Origin of the sequence: Kineothrix sp. IPX-CK, assembly GCF_039134705.1 — a bacterium.
Taxonomy (GTDB): Bacteria; Bacillota; Clostridia; order Lachnospirales; family Lachnospiraceae; genus Kineothrix; species Kineothrix sedimenti.
This window is the reverse complement of the sequence record NZ_CP146256.1, coordinates 3,783,117-3,801,774: the sequence shown is the minus strand read 5'-3', so window position 1 is coordinate 3,801,774 and position 18,658 is coordinate 3,783,117. Positions and strand designations below refer to the sequence as shown.

Here is an 18,658-nt window from a genome sequence, read left to right as displayed (position 1 = left end):
TCGTATGGTTAAAGATTCACTCAATTTGAAAATAAAAAGTATTCCTAAGAGGGCGGCGATCGCAGCATTTTATCTTATTGCCCTCATTCTGGCAGGGATCGTAGTGATGCATCACAATCCGCTTGCAGATCAGACCACAGAGCTTATGAAAAAGGTGATGGCGTGCGTGCTCATCGCTTTTACCTGCGTGATATTCGGTATATTTTATGAAAGGCTTACGGTGCTGCCCAAGGAGCTGCTTCAGAACCGGAGGCTGATATGGAAGCTGGCGAAGAACGATTTTAAAAAGAGGTATGCCGGCTCTTATCTCGGTATGGTATGGGCCTTCGTACAGCCGGTGGTAACCGTGGTCATGTACTGGATCGTGTTCGACAGGGTATTCGATACGAGAAGCCAGCTTGTTGCGGGCGGGATAGAGGTTCCTTACGTCTTATACCTGACAGCGGGACTGGTTCCGTGGTTTTATTTTTCGGAAGCGCTGAGCAATGGGACGACGGCACTCATGGAATATAATTATCTGGTCAAAAAGGTAGTTTTTAAAATCAGTATTTTGCCTATTATCAAGGTAATTGCGGCTACTTTCATACATGTATTTTTCGTGGTGGTTTTATTGCTTATTGCCATAGCATACGGCTATTATCCCAGCATATACACGCTGCAGGTTTTTTATTACAGTTTCTGTGAATTCGTGCTGGTGCTCGCCATCAGCTATTCGACCTGCGCAATTGTTGTATTTTTCAGGGATTTACAGCAGATCATAGGTATTGTTCTTCAGATCGGTATGTGGGCAACGCCTATTTTATGGGACATATCCATGCTGAGCGATACGATGAAGCCTTTATTCAAGCTGAATCCTATGGTTTATATCGTGAATGGCTATCGCAGCGCCGTGTATGAGCAGGAATGGTTTTTTGAACATTTTTATTCCTCTACTTATTTTTGGATTTTTACGGTTACGCTGTTTTGCATCGGTTCTTTGATTTTCAAAAGGCTGAAGGTACATTTTGCGGATGTGATGTAGAAAGAAAATATTAGCAGTGCAACGGAGAAATAGCTGAATGGAAGAAAAGAAAATAGCGATACAGACCAAGGAATTGGAAAAAGTATATAGATTATATGATAAGCCTTCGGACCGGATGAAAGAAGCCTTTGGACTATCGGGAAAGAAGCGCTACAAGGAGCACCATGCGCTGGATAAGGTGGACATGACGGTATATCAGGGCGAGACGGTTGGAATCATCGGAACCAATGGATCGGGAAAATCCACGATTTTGAAAATCATTACGGGAGTGCTTAATCCCTCTGGGGGTGAGGTAGCCGTGAACGGGCGCATTTCTGCACTTCTCGAACTGGGCGCAGGCTTTAATATGGAATACAACGGCATAGAAAACATTTACTTAAACGGTACGATGATCGGCTTTTCGGAAAAGGAAATCGGGGAGAAGATGGATGCCATACTGGATTTCGCGGATATCGGCGACTATGTGTACCAGCCGGTCAAGACATATTCCAGTGGAATGTTCGTGCGGCTGGCATTTGCGGTGGCAATTAATATTGAACCGGAAATATTGATTGTTGACGAAGCCTTGTCGGTGGGCGACGTATTTTTCCAGGCAAAGTGCTATCATAAATTTGAAGAATTCAAGAAAATCGGAAAGACGATTTTATTTGTCAGCCATGATTTAAGCAGCATCAGCAAATATTGTGACAGAGTAATACTGCTTAATAAGGGGAAAAAGCTGGGCGAAGGTTCACCTAAGGAGATGATAGACGTCTATAAGAGAGTGCTGGTCGGGCAGTATGCGATTGAAGATGAAGATAAAGAGAACCTTTTAAACGACAGTGATTTGAGAGAGGCAGCGGCCGTGAAAGCGGGAGTCAATCCTGATTTGCTTGAATATGGAACTAAGGTGGCTTGTATAACGGAATATTATATTACGGACAGCGAAGGGATAAGGACTACGGCTGTCATAAAAGGGCATGAATTCACGATTCATATGAAGGTAGAGTTTTCTGAGGACGTTCCGGCACCTATATTTGCATTTACGGTTAAGAATATAAGAGGTACCGAGATTACAGGGACGAATACCATGTTCGAAAAAACATTTTTAGAGCCGGTAAGCGCCGGAAGTGTAAAGATGATTACTTTCAGGCAGAAGATGAGCCTTCAGGGGGGAGAATATCTGTTGTCTTTAGGAGTGACCGGATATGAGGACAACGACTTTGCCGTATATCACAGGCTGTACGATGTAATTAACGTTACGGTAATATCGGATAAGGATACGGTAGGTTATTACGATATGGACACGGAGGCTGAGGTAAGCGACTGTATTTAGCAACAGACCAGGGCAAAAGGAGAACTGATATGAATGTTTCTTCAAACATAGAGCAGATTGGGAAAATAGTTCTTGATTATAAATATTATCCGGGCGAGGACCTTTATTGTGACGGAGAGGTAGAGGATGAGATTCTGGACATCGTTAAAAACTACTCTCCTATAGAATATAGGCGTATTATCGAAGAACGGGCAAAATGGCCGGTTCTCTATCATTTGTCCCCTCTCAGGGAAAATATTGTGGACTGGGTTCCTATGGATAAGGATGCGAAAGTGCTGGAGGTTGGAGCCGGCTGCGGTGCAATTACGGGCAATCTTGCCAAAAAGGCGGGAAGCGTTACCTGCATCGACTTATCTAAGAAGAGAAGTATGATCAATGCCTATAGACATCAGGACTGCGATAACGTCACCATACATGTGGGGAATTTTATGGACATAGAACCGGAGCTGCCGAATGATTTCGATTTTATCTATTTCATTGGTGTATTCGAGTACGGTCAGAGCTATACCGGAACGGTCCGCCCCTATGAGGATCTGCTCAAGATGATGCTTCGTCATTTAAAAAAGGACGGGAGAATCATTATTGCTATCGAAAACAGACTGGGACTTAAGTATTTCGCCGGATGCAGGGAAGACCATCTGGGGACTTATTTTTCGGGAATTGAGGATTATGCGCAAGGCGGAGGCGTGCGTACCTTTACGAGAGAGGGACTGGAGAATATTTTTCATGCCTGCGGGGTAAAAGACTATTCCTTTTATTATCCCTACCCTGACTATAAGTTTATGACTGCCTTGTATTCTGACGGGAGGCTCCCGATGCCCGGAGAGCTGTCGGAGAATAATAGGAATTTTGATAGAGACAGAATGTTGCTCTTCGATGAGAAGCAGGCTTTCGATGCGGTGATAAAGGATGGACTTTTCCCTGTGTTTTCCAACTCTTATGCTGCGGTTATCGGAGATGATTTCGATATAAAGTATGCCAAATATTCCAATGATCGTTCGCCGGAGTATGAGATTCGTACGGAGATATGTATTGATGGAGAAGGGAAAAAGATAGTAAAAAAACATGCGTTATCGAATGAAGCCATAGATCATATCAAAAGCATGGAGACGGCATACATCGATTTGAGGCAAAGATTTGAGGGCGGTAAGCTCCGGGTCAATAAGTGCAGCTTATGTGAGGACGGTAAATCAGCTCAGTTTGAATTTGTAGAAGGATTAACGCTGGAGGAGATTCTGGACGGATGTCTGGAGAGAAATGAAATTGATAAATTCCATGTGTTATTTAAAGAATATCTGGAAAGAATTTCTTATCATGAGGAGATGCCGGTGGCAGATTATGATTTGATTTTTTCCAATATATTGATTACACCGAAAGAAGTTTCGGAAGAAACGAATGATGAAGCAGAAGAGGATTCTTCTTTGGATGAGTCAGGCCTCAAGGCGATAATGGATGGAGCTTGGACTATCATAGATTACGAGTGGACTTTCGGTAAGCCGGTCAGTGCTAAGGAAACGGCTTTCCGCGCAGTGTATTGCTATGTTCTCGAAAATGAGAAGCGAAATAAACTCAATTTGGATGCGATAATAGAAACCCTTGGTATTACCGAAAGGGAAGCGGAGGAGTTCCGTGAGCAAGAGATGGGATTTCAGGAGTTTGTTACAGGAAAACATAAATCTATGGCACAGATGCGTGATGCCATAGGCTATAAGATCATGGAGCCGCTAAAGTGGGTGCATAAGTTTGATGATTCTTCCGAGAAGGAAAGAATACAGATTTATGAAGATCGGGGAAACGGATATTGTGAGGAGGATTCCTATTTCGTAAGAGATGCTTATGAAGGGGAGAATCTGATTCGTCTGGAGTTGGAGACGGCTGGAAACGTTAATATGCTTCGTATAGATCCGGCCATGGATTATTGTGTCGTACGGGTGAAAGAGCTGACCTTTAACGGAATGGCAGTGGAACCTGGCAAGAAGAATATTATCACTAATGGAAAGAGCCTGAAGGATGGGAGTTACGTGTTCGCTACGGAGGATCCTAATATAAATATCCGACTGGGAAATTTGGATAGGATGGATAGGAATGAAATCGTCGCAGAAATGGAAATTGTGCGCGTGCCGGAAGAAATCGCGAAGGATATGGCGGGAGCGGTGAAGAAGATATGGTGATTTGGTGATTGCGATTGCGAAACTGGCAGGGATAGAAAATTTTATGTGTAATTTTGGGAGACTGTGAAGTTCGCATTTGGAAGTTGAGGAGAGGAATTTGGGCGGTGGAATAAAGGCGTGGTTAAAAGAAAAGTTGATAGAGGGGCAGCATAAACGGTATGATAGGTTGTTCGAGGAAAAGAGCGTTTCGTATGACGAGTGGATTCGAAAGAGGGAAGACGCTCTGAGGGATAGCCTTGCGGAAGAGACGAAAACGTACGGTGGAAGAACGCTTAGTATCAAGCGGGTTCCGTATGAGGCGGTGAAGGATTATTTGACGGCAGGCGGTGCTGATAAAGAGGCGGCGGATATCGTTCTGTTTCAGGCGTCTGGCGGAAAATGTGCAGTGCTGGCGGAAGAATTAATCAATGACTTTTTTCTTGCGCATCCGCAGATTTCCGTGGCTTATGGAGATGAGGATGTACTGAGTCCCGACGGAATCAGATATACGCCATGGCTGAAGCCTGACTGGTCTCCTGATACTTTTCTGTCCTGCTTTTATTTTGGCTCCATATTTGCGGTGCGCACTAATGCCTTAATGGAATTGTCTAAGGAGGAGATACTTGGCATCGGAGGAAAAGAGGCTGAGGACGACCGTGTGTGGATTTATCATATGTGCCGTCTATTGGCTCAGAAGGCAGGTGGTTTTGAAAGGAGACAAGAAAGAAATCCGGATGAATTTCCTGTGGGACATATCGATGAAATCCTGTTCCATTCTTTTTTGAACAGGGAAGGAGAACTGCTTTACAATGAGGGCAGTTATCCTTATGAAAGCAGCACTTCTGATGAAAGCTGCTGTTTCAGTGAACATATTCCTTCCGATGAAGATATCACTTCCGGTAAAATAGAGAAACAACTTATTTCTATCATTATCCCTTCCAAGGATAATGAGAAAGTTCTGAAACGATGTATAGAGTCGGTAAAGAATTCGGCAGGGATGCCTTATGAAATAATTTTGGTGGATAATGGGAGCGAGGAGCGGACCAGGGAGGGCTTGAATGCTTATTTAAGCGGACTCGGCATTAAGTATACTTATATTTATGAGAAGATGCCCTTTCATTTTTCTGCTATGTGCAATAAGGGAGCGACAGCGGCAGCGGGTGAAGTGTGCTTGTTTCTCAATGATGATGTAGAGGTGCCGGAGGTAAAGAAAGCGGACGAACGAAAGTTATCCGGCTGGCTGGAAAGGCTCTATGCGGAGGCAATGAAGCCCTACACAGGTGCCGTCGGGGTCAAGCTGTTATATCCTGATTCCAATAGAGTGCAGCATGGCGGTATTGTAAATTCGCGTTTGGGGCCGGTGCATAAGCTTCAATTCAAAGATGATAACGATCGTTATTATTATGGATGGAACCGTGGCATGAGAAATGTCATCGCGGTAACGGGGGCTTGTCTTTCCGTAGCGAAGGAGAAGTTCGAGGAGGTGAACTGCTTTCCTGAGGAACTGCCAGTGGCCTTTAATGATGTGGACTTATGCTTTTCCTTGTATGAGAAAGGATATTATAACGCTGTTTTACAAGAGGTGACGTTATATCACTATGAATCGCTTAGCAGAGGGCAGGATGGAGAAAGGGATAAGCTTGAGCGGCTGCTCGCAGAAAAGAGGAAACTCTACGCCCGGCATAGAGAGCTTTACGGGAAAGATCCCTTTTATCATAAATATCTGGCAGGAGATATGCTTTCTTCGGGCTTTGAGCTTAGGGCAGATTACGATTGGCAGGAGGGTATGCCTTATGGGAAGGTTATAAAGGCTGACGGGCTGCTTAAGGACGCCAGGGAGGATGCATGCGTCATGATCAGTCTGGAATATGCAGGAACTGTGGAGGAATGGCGCTGTGGCATAGAGCCGGAGTATGAACGGGGCAATCATATGCAAGATTATTATATACAAGGGTATTCCTTTGTAGCAGGTTCGGATAACGCATGTTATGAAAAGGCGATTATACTGGAGAGAATAAGTACCGGGTCAGAATCTTTAGAAGGAGAACACGGGCTTTATACAGTCTCACCGGAGATTCTTCTTCGAAAGGACGTGGAGCGGAATCTTCCGGATCAGGTTAATGTTGGAATGGCAGGTTTCGGAGCAGTGCTTCGGGGTGAGGATGCCGAAAAGGGAAATTACAGGTTGGGGATTCTTGTTAAAGATAAATGCTCCGGTCAGAAGCTTTATTCATGGACGAACCGTTACCTGAATATTAAGTGAGCAAGCGTTATGTTGCTATGAGGCCGCAGGCTGAATAGTAATTAGGGAAAGGACAGAGAATGCAGGAAGAAAAGACGGATTATAATGAAAATTATTATAAAGAGGCCTATGAAAAGGAACATATAAAATGTGCTGATTTAGCGGGCCGGATTGCGGAGCTGGAGGAAAAGAATGAGGAGCTTAGTTTTAAGATAAACCGGATTAAGAGCAATCCTGTTTGGAAAGCGAGCGCGCCCTTTCGCAAAGCTATGCATTTTCTTCTTCGTCAGCGCGGCCGTTTAAAAAACTGCGGAAATCTGAGAGGACTTGTGGCTAAGATAAAGTATAAGAGCAGAGAACGCGAAGCCATGGAATGTTTTGGTACGGCCAGCTTTCCCAATGAAGCAAGAAGAAGGAAGGAAAGAGAAACTATTTTCCCCCGAATGGTAAAGTTCAGTATTCTGGTACCGCTATATAATACTCCTAAGGAGTTTCTTACAGCTATGCTGGATTCCGTAATAAATCAGACCTATGAAAACTGGGAGCTTTGTCTTGCAGACGGTTCCGACATGGAACATTCCTACGTAGGAGAGATATGCGGGGAATACATGGAGGGGGACAAAGCGCATACTGGAGGAGAGGCCCGTATCGTTTATAAGAAGCTGGAGAGGAATGAGGGTATTTCAGGGAATACCAATAGATGCTATGCGATGGCCACCGGAGAGTATATCGGGCTGTTCGATCATGATGATATCCTGCATCCGTCGGTGCTTTACGAATATACCAGAGCCATAAATGAGCAGAATGCGGATTATATTTACTGCGATGAGACTACTTTCAAAAATAATGATATCAATAAAATGCTTACTATGCACTTTAAGCCCGATTATGCTGTAGATAATCTTCGGGCTAACAATTATATATGTCATTTCAGTGTGTTCCACAGACGACTTTTGGAGGGGACAGAACTGTTTCGCAGCAAATATGACGGCAGTCAGGATCACGATATGATTCTGCGTCTGACGGACCGTGCTGAGAATGTGGTTCATGTACCGAAGCTCATGTACTATTGGCGTTCTCATGCGGGCAGCGTAGCTTCAGGTATTCAGGCCAAGACATATGCTATCGATGCGGCGAAAGGAGCAGTGGCGGAGCATCTGCGGGGGCACGGTTACGAACATTTTAAAATATCCAGCACCAGAGCTTTTGAGACAATTTTTAAGATCAGCTATCAGATTATCGGCAATCCTAAGATTTCCATCGTTATTGCCAACAAGGATCACAAAGAGGATCTGAGCAGATGTATCACTTCTATTTTGGAGAAATCCACCTACGATAATTATGAAATCATCGTGGTGGAAAACAACAGCGAAACGCCGGAGATATGGGAATACTATGATAAACTTAAAGGAAATGAGAAAGTAAGGATAATAAATGCTGAAAAGATACAGCATAATGCAGATAAAAAGTTTAATTATTCTGCAGTGAATAATCTTGGCGCAAAAGAAGCTGCCGGCGAGTATATTCTTCTACTCAATAACGACACGCGAGTGATTACGGTCAACTGGATGGAGGAACTGCTCATGTACGCGCAGCGTGCGGATGTGGGAGCCGTAGGTGCCAAACTCTACTATGAAAATAAGACGATACAGCACGCTGGTGTGGTTCTTGCGCTCGGTGCTCACCGTACGGCAGGTCATAGCCACTATGGACAGCATAGGGAAAATCTGGGCTACATGGGAAGGCTTTGCTATGCGCAGGATGTATCTGCGGTAACGGGGGCCTGTCTGTTAGTTTCCAAGGAATTGTTTGAAAAAGTGGGAGGACTGGATGAATCCTTTGCCATATCCCTAAACGACGTAGATTTCTGCTTAAAGCTTAGGGAATTAGGATATTTGAATGTTTTTACCCCCTTTGCGGAGCTGTATCATTTTGAATCCATATCCAGAGGCTTGGATGATGAGGGCGAGAAGGCGGAGCGCTATAATGAGGAATCTGCAAGGTTTCGGGAGAAGTGGAAGGAGGTCCTGGAAAAGGGCGATCCCTATTATAATCCCAATTTTTCCTTGGATCGCAGTGACTTTTCTTTGAAAATAGAGAAGAATGTGATATAATCCCAATGTGATAATATCACATAGAAAACTAAATATCAGAGTACAGATACAGGAGGAACCTGAAATGAGTTACAAGGAAGAGTTTGAGTTTTGGTTAAATGATTCATACTTCGACGAGGACACGAAGAAGGAGCTTTTAGCAATTAGAAATGATGAAAAGGAAATGGAAGACCGTTTCTATAAAGAACTGGAATTTGGCACCGGCGGCTTGCGCGGTGTAATCGGTGCGGGAACAAACCGCATGAATATCTATACGGTAAGAAAGGCAACACAGGGACTTGCCAATTATATTATCAAGCAGGGCGGCAAAGAAAAAGGAGTGGCCATCGCTTATGACTCCAGAAGAAAGTCTCCCGAATTTGCCGATGAGGCGGCTTTGTGTCTTGCGGCTAATGGAATTAAAGCATATGTTTTCGAGGATTTGCGCCCTACGCCGGAGCTGTCCTTTGCACTTAGAAAATTAGGCTGTATTTCCGGTATCGTAATTACGGCCAGCCATAACCCGCCCGAATACAACGGTTACAAGGCGTACTGGGAGGACGGTGCGCAGGTAACGGCGCCTAAGGATGAAGAAATCATTACGGAAGTGAAGAATGTAACGAATTATCACGAAGTAAAGACGATGGATAAGCAAGAAGCGATTGAGGCCGGCTTGTATCAGGTGATAGGAAAAGAAATTGACGATGCTTATATGGAAGAGCTGAAAAAGCAGATTATCCATCCGGAAATCATCAAAGAAGTATCTGATGACATTAAAATCGTTTACTCTCCTTTCCACGGTACGGGCAACATTCCGGTAAGACGCATTTTATCGGAGCTGGGCTTTAAGCATGTGTACGTTGTTCCCGAGCAGGAACTGCCGGACCCCGATTTCACTACGCTGGAATATCCTAATCCGGAGGATCCCAAGGCTTTTGTCCTTGCTCTGAAGCTGGCGAAGGAGAAGAATGCGGATATTGTGCTGGCAACCGACCCTGATGCGGACAGACTAGGTATCTATGCTTTGGATACAAAGAGCGGCGAATACATTCCTTTTACCGGAAATATGTCGGGTATGCTCATCGCGGAATATATTTTAAGGGAAAGAAGTGCTACGAATACGATGCCTGAGAATCCGGCACTCGTTACGACGATAGTTACAACGAATATGGCAAAGGCCATTTCCGACGACTATAAGGTGAAATGCATCGAAGTTTTAACCGGTTTCAAATATATCGGGGAGCAGATCAAATGGTTCGAGGAGAGCGGCTCCAATAACTATGTATTCGGTCTTGAGGAAAGCTATGGCTGTCTTGCGGGAACCCATGCGAGAGATAAGGATGCGGTAGTTGCCGTTATGTGTCTATGCGAAATGGCGGCATGGTGTAAAAAGCATGGAAAGACCGTATGGGATCAGATGCTGGATATATATGATAAATACGGATACTTCAAAGAGACTCAGTATGCCATCACGTTAAAAGGTATCGAGGGTTCTAAACAAATTGCTCAGATCATGGATAAACTTAGAAGCAATCCGCCGAAGAACTTCGGAGATCTGAAAGTAGTCGAGGTAAGAGACTATGCTTCCGGTAAAATCGTGAATATGGAAAACGGAGAGGAAAGCGAAACAGGGCTTCCGAAATCGAACGTGCTTTATTTCGATTTGACATGTGACTCATGGTGCTGTGCCCGTCCGTCAGGAACTGAGCCGAAGCTCAAGTTTTATATGGGAGTAAAGGGAACGAGCCTCGAAGACGCACAGGCTAAGGTAGAAATGCTGACAGAAGACTTAAAAGCATTCATTTAATGTAATAGGAGAGTGCACGCAGCACACTTTTGTTCTATATTAACGTGTAATTATAAGGACTGTCGTATAGACGGTTTTCGCCCATGGCGTAAGCTTATATGCGGCAGTCCCTATACTATGAACGTATTCGGAAGGTTAATGAAGATGGGGAACTCTATTTTGAAAAAGAGCAATTGGAAGAAGGCTTTTTATTATCTGAAGAAAAATGGACCTAAAAGCGCATATTATGCGGTTACGGAAAGGCTGGCAAGGGAAAAAGCGGCGAACTACAGCTACCGGGAACCTTCGGAGGAGGAAAAGAAACAGCAGAGAAAGGAGGCGGAAAGGTATCCGTATACCTTCAGCATCCTTGTGCCCGCCTATGAAACGAATCCGGAATATCTTCGGGAAATGGTGGACAGCGTCCTGAATCAGACTTATTCCAGGCTGGAGTTGATCGTAGCGGACGCAAGCGCCTCGGGGCGGGTAAAAGAAGTAATAGAGACATATGATGACAAAAGGCTTCGTTACGTTAGGATAGCAGAAAACAAAGGGATTTCTGCGAATACAAACGCAGCGCTGGCAAAGTCGGAGGGAGAATATGTAGGACTGCTGGATCATGATGATGTCCTGACGCCCGATGCATTATACGAGATGGCGAAAGCCATAGCTGAAAATGAAAAGAACGGGAATACTGCATGGATGCTGTATTCCGATGAAGATAAAGGAAACGGGGACTGTACGGAATTCTACGAACCCCATTTCAAGCCGGACTTGAACGTTGATTTGCTATTGTCCAATAATTATGTCTGCCATTTTCTAGTCATGAAGAGCAGCCTTATCAAAACCCTTGGTTTCCGGCCGGAATATGACGGAGCACAAGATTTCGATTTAGTACTGCGTGCGACAGGAAGGCTTCTCTACGAGACGAAGGATCAGAGAAGGGATCTTATGCGGGAATGTGAGAATGCCGGGAGAACCGCAGTAGTTCATGTTCCCAAGGTGCTGTATCACTGGCGATGCCATACCCAGTCTACAGCGGAGAACCCTGAAAGTAAGAGGTATGCGTATGATGCCGGAAGGCGTGCCGTACAGGATTTCATAAACAGCTGCGGATGGAAAGCATCAGTATCGGATAGCAGACATCTGGGTTTCTACCGGATAACATATGAAGGCGGTATTTTCTCACAAAGACCGGAGGTAGGAGTTATCGGAGGAAAAATACTTAAGACCGGAGGAAAGATAGCAGGGGGCATATACGATGAAAACGGTGTCTCAATATATGAAGGACTTCATAAGGAATACAGCGGCTATATGCATAGAGCCACCCTTCTCCAGGAAGCGTATGCCGTAGATGTGCGCTGCATGAAGGTGAAGAAAGAGCTTTGGAGCTTGTTCGAGGAGACCTTTGGCATACCATATGCAGAAAATGAGCGTACCGGATATTGCATGTGGTCCGGTATCGGCGCTGAAAATACAGTACTCAGGGAATTGAGCATGGATTTTTGCAAACGAGTGAGGAAAATGGGTTATACTGTTGTTTTTATGCCGGAAGCATCGGTAAAGATAACAGCGCAGTAAAATGACAATAGACGTAAAAAGGATTGTGGCGAAATATATGGAGTCGACAGTAGTAATACCCAATTATAACGGGATGAAATATATGGAAGACTGTCTGGAAGCACTTTATAAGGGGACAAAGATTCCTGAGGTAATAGTGGTGGATAACGGTTCCTCCGATGAAAGTATTAAGCTTGTGAAGGAGAACTATCCTCAGGCAAAGATAATATGTTTTGATAGGAACGAAGGCTTCAGCGCTGCCGTGAATGCGGGAATAAAAGCGGCGGTGACGGAGTTTGTCATTCTGCTCAACAACGATACGAAGGTGGAGCCGCATTTTGTAGAAGCGCTGGAAAAGGCCATAAGAAAAAATGGAGATGCTTTTTCTGTGAGTGCAAAGATGCTGTCCATGAAGGAGCCGGACCTTATCGATAGTGCAGGAGACCTATACTGCGCTCTTGGCTGGGCTTTTTCTCTTGGAAAGGGAAAAGAAAAGAGCCGTTATGGCAAAGCGGCGGAGATATTCTCTTCCTGTGCGGGCGCTGCCATTTATAAACGGGAAGCTTTTGAAAAAATCGGTTATTTCGACGAAAACCACTTCGCTTATTTAGAGGATATAGATATAGGATATCGGGCGAAACTCTCTGGACTTCGTAATTATTTTGCGCCTGAAGCCGTGGTTTATCACGCGGGCAGCGGATCCAGCGGATCCAGATATAATGAATTCAAGGTGAAGCTTTCATCCAGAAACAGCATTTACCTGATATATAAAAATATGCCATTATTGCAGGTGCTTTTTAACCTGCCGCTTCTTGCGCCGGGCTTTTTAGTGAAGTTTATGTTCTTTATTAAAAAGGGTATGGGGAAATCGTATCTTTTGGGATTGGCAGAGGGTTTTAAACTGTCTTTTTCCAAAACGGGACGACGTAACAAGGTACGGTTTGAAACGAAAAATTGGCAAAGTTATGTGAAAATCCAGTTAGAGCTTTGGATAAACATATTTCGAAGAGCAAAGGGATAGTCTATTTATAGAAAATTAAGTTGTACTTTTTGTAATAATATTGTAAAATGTTTAGCAGTATAGGAAATTTGGTGAAGATATGATAAAGGATAACCAAAGGTATTTCAATAGATTACACCTGCTGGTGGATGCGGTTGTCGTAGCACTTTCCTATTCACTTGCATGGCTCATTAAATTTAAAACGCCATTTGCGAATACAGAGCCGGGCGTCACTGCGTTGTCCGTAGCGACATACTTCAGTGCGCTTTATTTTATTGTGCCCGGATACGTTTTACTATACTACTTTTTTAATATGTATACACCTAAGCGGGCAACGAGAAGGAAGTATGAAATATCCAGTATCTTTAAGGCGAATACTGTAGGCGTATTTCTTTTCATGGTAATGTTGTTTGCTGTTAAACAGGAGCATTTTTCGCGTTCCCTTATTTTTATTTTTTATGTAATCAATATTATTTTGACCACCTTGTCCCGGTCAATGATTCGAAATGGTCTGCAATATTTCCGCAAAAAAGGGTATAATCTAAAGTATGTTCTGTTAGTAGGATATTCCCGTGCAGCGGAGGAATATATTACGCGAATTAACGCGAATCCCCAATGGGGATATGTGGTAAGAGGAATATTGGATGACAGAGTTCCCGGAGGAACCTTGTATAAGGGTGTAAAGGTTTTAGGAAGAATCGACAACTTGCTTTATATACTGCCCGAAAACAAATTGGATGAAATCGCGGTCACGCTTGCTTTGGAGGATTACGACAGATTGGAGCGGATCGTGGATTTATGTGAAAAATCCGGTGTGCATACGAAATTTATTCCCGACTATAACAGCCTTGTGCCCAGCAGGCCGTATACGGAGGATTTGATGGGGCTTCCTGTTATTAATATCCGTTACGTGCCGCTGACGAATACTTTGAACTGGGTGGCGAAACGCGCAGTGGATGTGGTCGGTTCGTTCTGCGGAATCATCATTTCTTCACCGATCATGCTGGTAACCGTTCTTCTCATAAAGTGCACCAGTCGTGGACCGGTGATTTTCAAGCAGGAAAGAGTTGGACTTCACAATAAACCGTTTAAGATGTATAAGTTCCGCACTATGGAACTACAGAAGACTTCTCAGGAACAGAAGGCATGGACGGTAAAGGATGATCCCCGTGTGACGAAGGTGGGCAAGCTTCTCAGGAGGACGAGCCTTGATGAACTGCCGCAGCTTTTTAATATCTTGGCAGGAGAAATGAGTCTGGTAGGGCCCAGGCCCGAAAGGCCGCTGTTCGTTGAAAAGTTCAGGGAAGAGATTCCGCGTTATATGATCAAACATCAGGTGCGTCCCGGGCTTACCGGATGGGCACAGATCAACGGCTATAGAGGTGATACTTCCATAAGAAAGCGTATCGAATACGATATATTTTATATAGAAAACTGGACAATGGGTCTGGATATAAAGATTATGTTTTTAACTGTATTTAAAGGGTTTATTAATAAAAATGCTTATTAGATTTCTATTAAAAAGTTTACTGAAAGTGCGTAATATGAACATCACTAAGAGGTTCTTATTAAATTATAAAGTTTATTTATGTATAGGCTGTAAATTTGCAAGAAGATAAGGGAGAATGGAAATGGCTACAAATTCAAAGAAGAGCAGAAACAGTGAAAGCGTTAAGTCTTCAGGAAATAGCAAGGGAAAGAAGATGTCTGCAAAAGAAAGAGAGAAGAAAAAGAGGAAAAAGATAATTCTTTTTATCGTGGAGATATTCGTATTACTCGTTATGGTCGTAGTATTGTACGGTGTACTTAAGGGAGAAAAAGTCGGCAAGGTGGAACTGAATGCGGACGAATTAGTTATCAATGAAGAGGTCAAGGAACGTGAAGAAACAACCAATATGAAGGGCTACCGGAACATAGCTCTGTTCGGTGTGGATTCCACGACGGGAGCGTTGACGAAGAATACGCGAAGCGATACGATCATGATAGCTTCAATCAATCAGGATACGGGAGACTGCAAACTGGTTTCCGTGTATCGCGATACCTATTTGAATCTGAGCAACGATACTTATAATAAATGTAATTCCGCTTATGCGAAGGGTGGCCCGGAGATGGCCATCAACATGTTGAACATGAATCTGGATATGAACATTACCGACTTCGTAACGGTAGGCTTTGCCGGACTGACGGATACCATCGATGCACTGGGCGGTATTATGATTGATGTGGACAGTTCGGAGATTCACCACTTGAACAGCTATCAGTTTACAATGGCAGAGGACTTGAAGCGTACTTATAATGAAGTGACGGAGACGGGCTATCAGCTCCTCAACGGTCTTCAGGCTACGGCATATTGCCGAATCCGTTATACTGCGGGTGATGACTTCAAGAGAGCCGAGCGCCAGAGAGAGGTATTGATGGCGGTTGCGGAGAAAGCGAAGACTGCTTCGCCGGCAACACTGAATGAAATCGCTAATGATGTATTCAGCGAGGTTTATACCTCACTGGACTTGACGGAAATCGTAGAGCTGCTGGGCGGTATAAGTAAATACAACATTGTTGGCCAGGCGGGATTCCCCGACGAGCAGTACAGAACCACGGGAACCATCGGTTCCAAGGGAAGCTGCGTTATCCCTCTGGATTTGAAGGAAAATGTGGAATGGCTGCATCAGTTCCTGTTCGATGAAACTTACACCGTATCCTCGGACGTACAGACATACAGCGATAAGATAAAGAGCGATACGAGATCATATATTAAGTAATTATACGTTACTGTGAACAGTAACACTAATAAATGTAAAAGGGCCTGAGAAAGAGAGCAGGTCCTTTTTATTAAAATCGGGAAATGATCAAATGGCGAGAGGGAGACGGAGACGAATGAATGAAATCGATGTAATTATTCCTGTATATAAGCCGGATAAAACATTTTTTACGTTAATAGATAAGCTGGAGAAGCAGACGGTTCCGGTAGGAAAGATAATTATAATGAATACGGAGCAAAAATATTTTGACAGATTGGTATATGGAACTCCTTTTGTTGAAAAGTACGGAAATGTACATGTGACTCACTTGTCCAAAAAAGAATTTAATCATGGAGATACGAGAAACCGCGGTGTGAAAAAATCGCAAGCCCCCATCTTCGTTATGATGACGCAGGATGCGCTCCCGGAGGATGAGCACCTGCTGGAGAATCTCATCCGGCCTCTGGAAAAAGAGGGGACGGCGGTCTCTTATGCAAGGCAGCTACCGGCAAAGGACTGTAATGAAATGGAACGCTTTACCAGAGCTTTCAATTATCCGGAGACAAGTGTGGAAAAGTCCTCAGCGGATGTAGAGAGACTGGGGATAAAAGCCTATTTCTGCTCTAACGCGTGCGCGGCATATAAGAGGGACATCTTCGATTCTTTGGGAGGATTTGTCAAATATACAATTTTTAATGAGGATATGCTATATGCGGCCAAAGCGATAAAGGCGGGATACCGTGTGGCATATGCCGCCCAGGCAAGGGTGATTCACTCCCATAACTATACAGGCAGACAGCAGTTCCACCGGAATTTTGACTTGGGTGTATCTCAGGCTCAGCACCCGGAGGTGTTCGAAGGGATAACTTCCGAAAAGGAGGGGATCGCTCTGGTAAAAAAAATGACCGGACATTTATGGCAGGAGGGTTATAGAAGCCAGATTCCGACTTTTTATTTTAACAGTGCATGCCGTTACGCCGGTTTTGCTCTTGGTAAGAATTACCGGAAGCTTCCGGTGAAGCTTATTTTAAGGTTTACGATGAACAAGGAATATTGGGAACAGGAGAAGCGGATAAGATCAGGCAAAAATTTTGAATGATGAAAAAAACGTTAACAAAAAACGCATATTTTCATCACAAAAAGAACACAATTCCCGAATATACTGAGTTCAAAGATTAAGGAAAGGAAAGAGGGAATTGTTATGTATGAGAATAATTATCCGAATGATTACGAAAACAAAAATGTAGTTGATGGTACGGCAAGAGACGTTTCATCCGGCAACGGCAATTTCAGCGGACAGAGCACAGGTTATAATAATGCAAATACTTCCGGTTATGGTAACGGCAGTTATCGTTATGGCAATAACTATAATTATATGGAGAACGCTTATCGTCAGGGAAACGGCGCAGGAGACGGCGGAAATCATCAGCCGGGGAAAGAGAAGAAAGAAAAGAAGGGCGGCGGCTATTTGAAGAAGACGGCAGCAGCCATAGGACTCGGATTATTTTTCGGAGTTTGTGCAGGACTCGGTTTCTTCGCGGTGGAATCCACCACGGGAGCGCTTACCAGATCCTCGGTAACAGCGGCATCAGAAACAGTAGAGTCAGCGAAAGATACTGCGAATGCCATTGCTGAGACGGCGAAAAGCATTGACACTACCGAGCCGGCGACAGCCATAGTTACCGATGTCAGCGATGTGGCAAAGAATGTTATGCCGGCAATCGTTTCCATTAACAATACTTATACGGAGACGATGACTACCTTTTTTGGTCAGTCCATGCAGAGTGAAGCTACGGCAGCAGGGTCAGGAATTATTGTGGGCGAAAGCGATACGGAGCTTCTTATCGTATCCAACTATCATGTGGTAGAGGGCGCAGATACGCTGAAGGTACAGTTCGCCGACGAGTCGGAAGCGGAAGCTCAGATAAAAGGAACTGACGCAGATATGGACCTGGCGGTCATTGCAGTGCCTTTGGAAAGCCTTAGTGCGACCACAAGGGATGCCATTGCAGTTGCAGCTCTTGGCGATTCCGACAGCCTTATTGTAGGAGAACCGGCAATAGCTATCGGTAATGCTTTGGGCTATGGCCAATCCGTAACGGTAGGTGTAATCAGTGCTGTGAACAGAGTTATCGATTTATCCAGTCCGAGTAGCAGCAGCTCTTCCGAGTCGGACACCACCTTTATACAGACCGATGCGGCTATCAATCCAGGTAACTCAGGCGGAGCTCTGCTCAATCTGAAAGGCGAGGTAATCGGGATTAACTCTAATAAAATCGGTGGAGATGCAATAGAAGGCATGGGTTATGCAATCCCCATTTCAGCCGCCAAACCGATTATTGAAGATTTGATGTTAAAAGAGACGAGAACAAAAGTAACGGAAGAAAATAAGGGTTATCTTGGGCTCTCTCCTCTTACTGTAGTGGATGAAATGGCACAGACTTACGGTATGCCTAAGGGCGTATATGTATCTCAGGTATATGAAGGAACTGCAGCAGAAGCGGCAGGGATCAAGAAAGGCAATATTATTACGGAATTCGACGGTAATAAAGTGACCACGGCGGAAGACCTCTTGAGTGTTATGGAATATTATTCCGCAGGCGATACCATCGATGTAACGATTATGCAGGGCAGTCCCACCGGATGGGAAAGTAAGACAGTCACCGTAACGCTGGGTGAAAAGTATGCAGCCTATGATACAAATAGTAATGATACAAATAGTAATGATACAAGCGATAATGAATAAATAGTGG

12 protein-coding genes are annotated in these 18,658 nt (G+C 44.2%); all 12 read left to right on the top strand.

What is annotated here, in order from left to right; translation table 11 throughout:
• Window positions 1-4: 4 nt before the first annotated feature.
• Window positions 5-1,021 carry an ABC transporter permease gene (locus V6984_RS18220; protein WP_342757022.1) on the top strand — a complete coding sequence of 339 codons (1,017 nt, stop codon included), beginning with the start codon at window positions 5-7 and terminating at the stop codon, window positions 1,019-1,021.
• A gap of 37 nt (window positions 1,022-1,058) precedes the next feature.
• Window positions 1,059-2,336: an ABC transporter ATP-binding protein gene (locus tag V6984_RS18215; protein WP_342757021.1), complete on the top strand. Its 1,278-nt coding sequence runs from the start codon at window positions 1,059-1,061 to the stop codon at window positions 2,334-2,336.
• A gap of 29 nt (window positions 2,337-2,365) precedes the next feature.
• Entirely contained in the window at window positions 2,366-4,507 is a 2,142-nt protein-coding gene (locus V6984_RS18210) for a class I SAM-dependent methyltransferase (RefSeq protein WP_342757020.1), read from the top strand.
• Between the two features lie 97 nt (window positions 4,508-4,604).
• The gene (locus tag V6984_RS18205; RefSeq protein ID WP_342757019.1) at window positions 4,605-6,749 is read left to right on the top strand and encodes a glycosyltransferase family 2 protein; all 2,145 of its coding nucleotides are present in this window, start codon (window positions 4,605-4,607) and stop codon (window positions 6,747-6,749) included.
• Between the two features lie 59 nt (window positions 6,750-6,808).
• Complete coding sequence (locus V6984_RS18200; RefSeq protein ID WP_342757018.1) at window positions 6,809-8,842, top strand: glycosyltransferase family 2 protein; 2,034 nt, start codon at window positions 6,809-6,811, stop codon at window positions 8,840-8,842.
• Window positions 8,843-8,906: 64 nt separating this feature from the next.
• Window positions 8,907-10,628, top strand: coding sequence for a phospho-sugar mutase (locus V6984_RS18195; protein WP_342757017.1), 1,722 nt, complete (start codon window positions 8,907-8,909; stop codon window positions 10,626-10,628).
• Window positions 10,629-10,745: 117 nt separating this feature from the next.
• Complete coding sequence (locus tag V6984_RS18190; RefSeq protein ID WP_342757016.1) at window positions 10,746-12,188, top strand: glycosyltransferase family 2 protein; 1,443 nt, start codon at window positions 10,746-10,748, stop codon at window positions 12,186-12,188.
• 1 nt (window position 12,189) lies between these two features.
• Entirely contained in the window at window positions 12,190-13,188 is a 999-nt protein-coding gene (locus V6984_RS18185; RefSeq protein ID WP_342757015.1) for a glycosyltransferase family 2 protein, read from the top strand.
• 79 nt (window positions 13,189-13,267) lie between these two features.
• Complete coding sequence (locus V6984_RS18180) at window positions 13,268-14,677, top strand: undecaprenyl-phosphate glucose phosphotransferase (protein WP_342757014.1); 1,410 nt, start codon at window positions 13,268-13,270, stop codon at window positions 14,675-14,677.
• Window positions 14,678-14,798: 121 nt separating this feature from the next.
• Window positions 14,799-15,926 (top strand): LCP family protein, encoded by a 1,128-nt coding sequence (locus V6984_RS18175; RefSeq protein WP_342757013.1) that lies wholly within the window; start codon window positions 14,799-14,801, stop codon window positions 15,924-15,926.
• 115 nt (window positions 15,927-16,041) lie between these two features.
• A complete protein-coding gene (locus tag V6984_RS18170; RefSeq protein WP_342757012.1) occupies window positions 16,042-17,004 on the top strand; it encodes a glycosyltransferase family 2 protein in 963 nt (320 codons plus the stop codon).
• A 102-nt stretch (window positions 17,005-17,106) separates the two neighbouring features.
• Window positions 17,107-18,651, top strand: coding sequence for a S1C family serine protease (locus V6984_RS18165; protein WP_342757011.1), 1,545 nt, complete (start codon window positions 17,107-17,109; stop codon window positions 18,649-18,651).
• The last annotated feature ends 7 nt before the right edge of the window (window positions 18,652-18,658 follow it).

Excerpts from the sequence above, each read along its gene's own strand:
- V6984_RS18220 (WP_342757022.1), top strand. The coding sequence starts at position 5 with ATGGTTAAAGATTCACTCAATTTGAAAATAAAAAGTATTCCTAAGAGG.
- V6984_RS18215 (WP_342757021.1), top strand. The coding sequence starts at position 1,059 with ATGGAAGAAAAGAAAATAGCGATACAGACCAAGGAATTGGAAAAAGTA.
- V6984_RS18210 (WP_342757020.1), top strand. The coding sequence starts at position 2,366 with ATGAATGTTTCTTCAAACATAGAGCAGATTGGGAAAATAGTTCTTGAT.
- V6984_RS18200 (WP_342757018.1), top strand. The coding sequence starts at position 6,809 with ATGCAGGAAGAAAAGACGGATTATAATGAAAATTATTATAAAGAGGCC.
- V6984_RS18195 (WP_342757017.1), top strand. The coding sequence starts at position 8,907 with ATGAGTTACAAGGAAGAGTTTGAGTTTTGGTTAAATGATTCATACTTC.
- V6984_RS18190 (WP_342757016.1), top strand. The coding sequence starts at position 10,746 with ATGAACGTATTCGGAAGGTTAATGAAGATGGGGAACTCTATTTTGAAA.
- V6984_RS18185 (WP_342757015.1), top strand. The coding sequence starts at position 12,190 with ATGACAATAGACGTAAAAAGGATTGTGGCGAAATATATGGAGTCGACA.
- V6984_RS18180 (WP_342757014.1), top strand. The coding sequence starts at position 13,268 with ATGATAAAGGATAACCAAAGGTATTTCAATAGATTACACCTGCTGGTG.
- V6984_RS18175 (WP_342757013.1), top strand. The coding sequence starts at position 14,799 with ATGGCTACAAATTCAAAGAAGAGCAGAAACAGTGAAAGCGTTAAGTCT.
- V6984_RS18170 (WP_342757012.1), top strand. The coding sequence starts at position 16,042 with ATGAATGAAATCGATGTAATTATTCCTGTATATAAGCCGGATAAAACA.
- V6984_RS18165 (WP_342757011.1), top strand. The coding sequence starts at position 17,107 with ATGTATGAGAATAATTATCCGAATGATTACGAAAACAAAAATGTAGTT.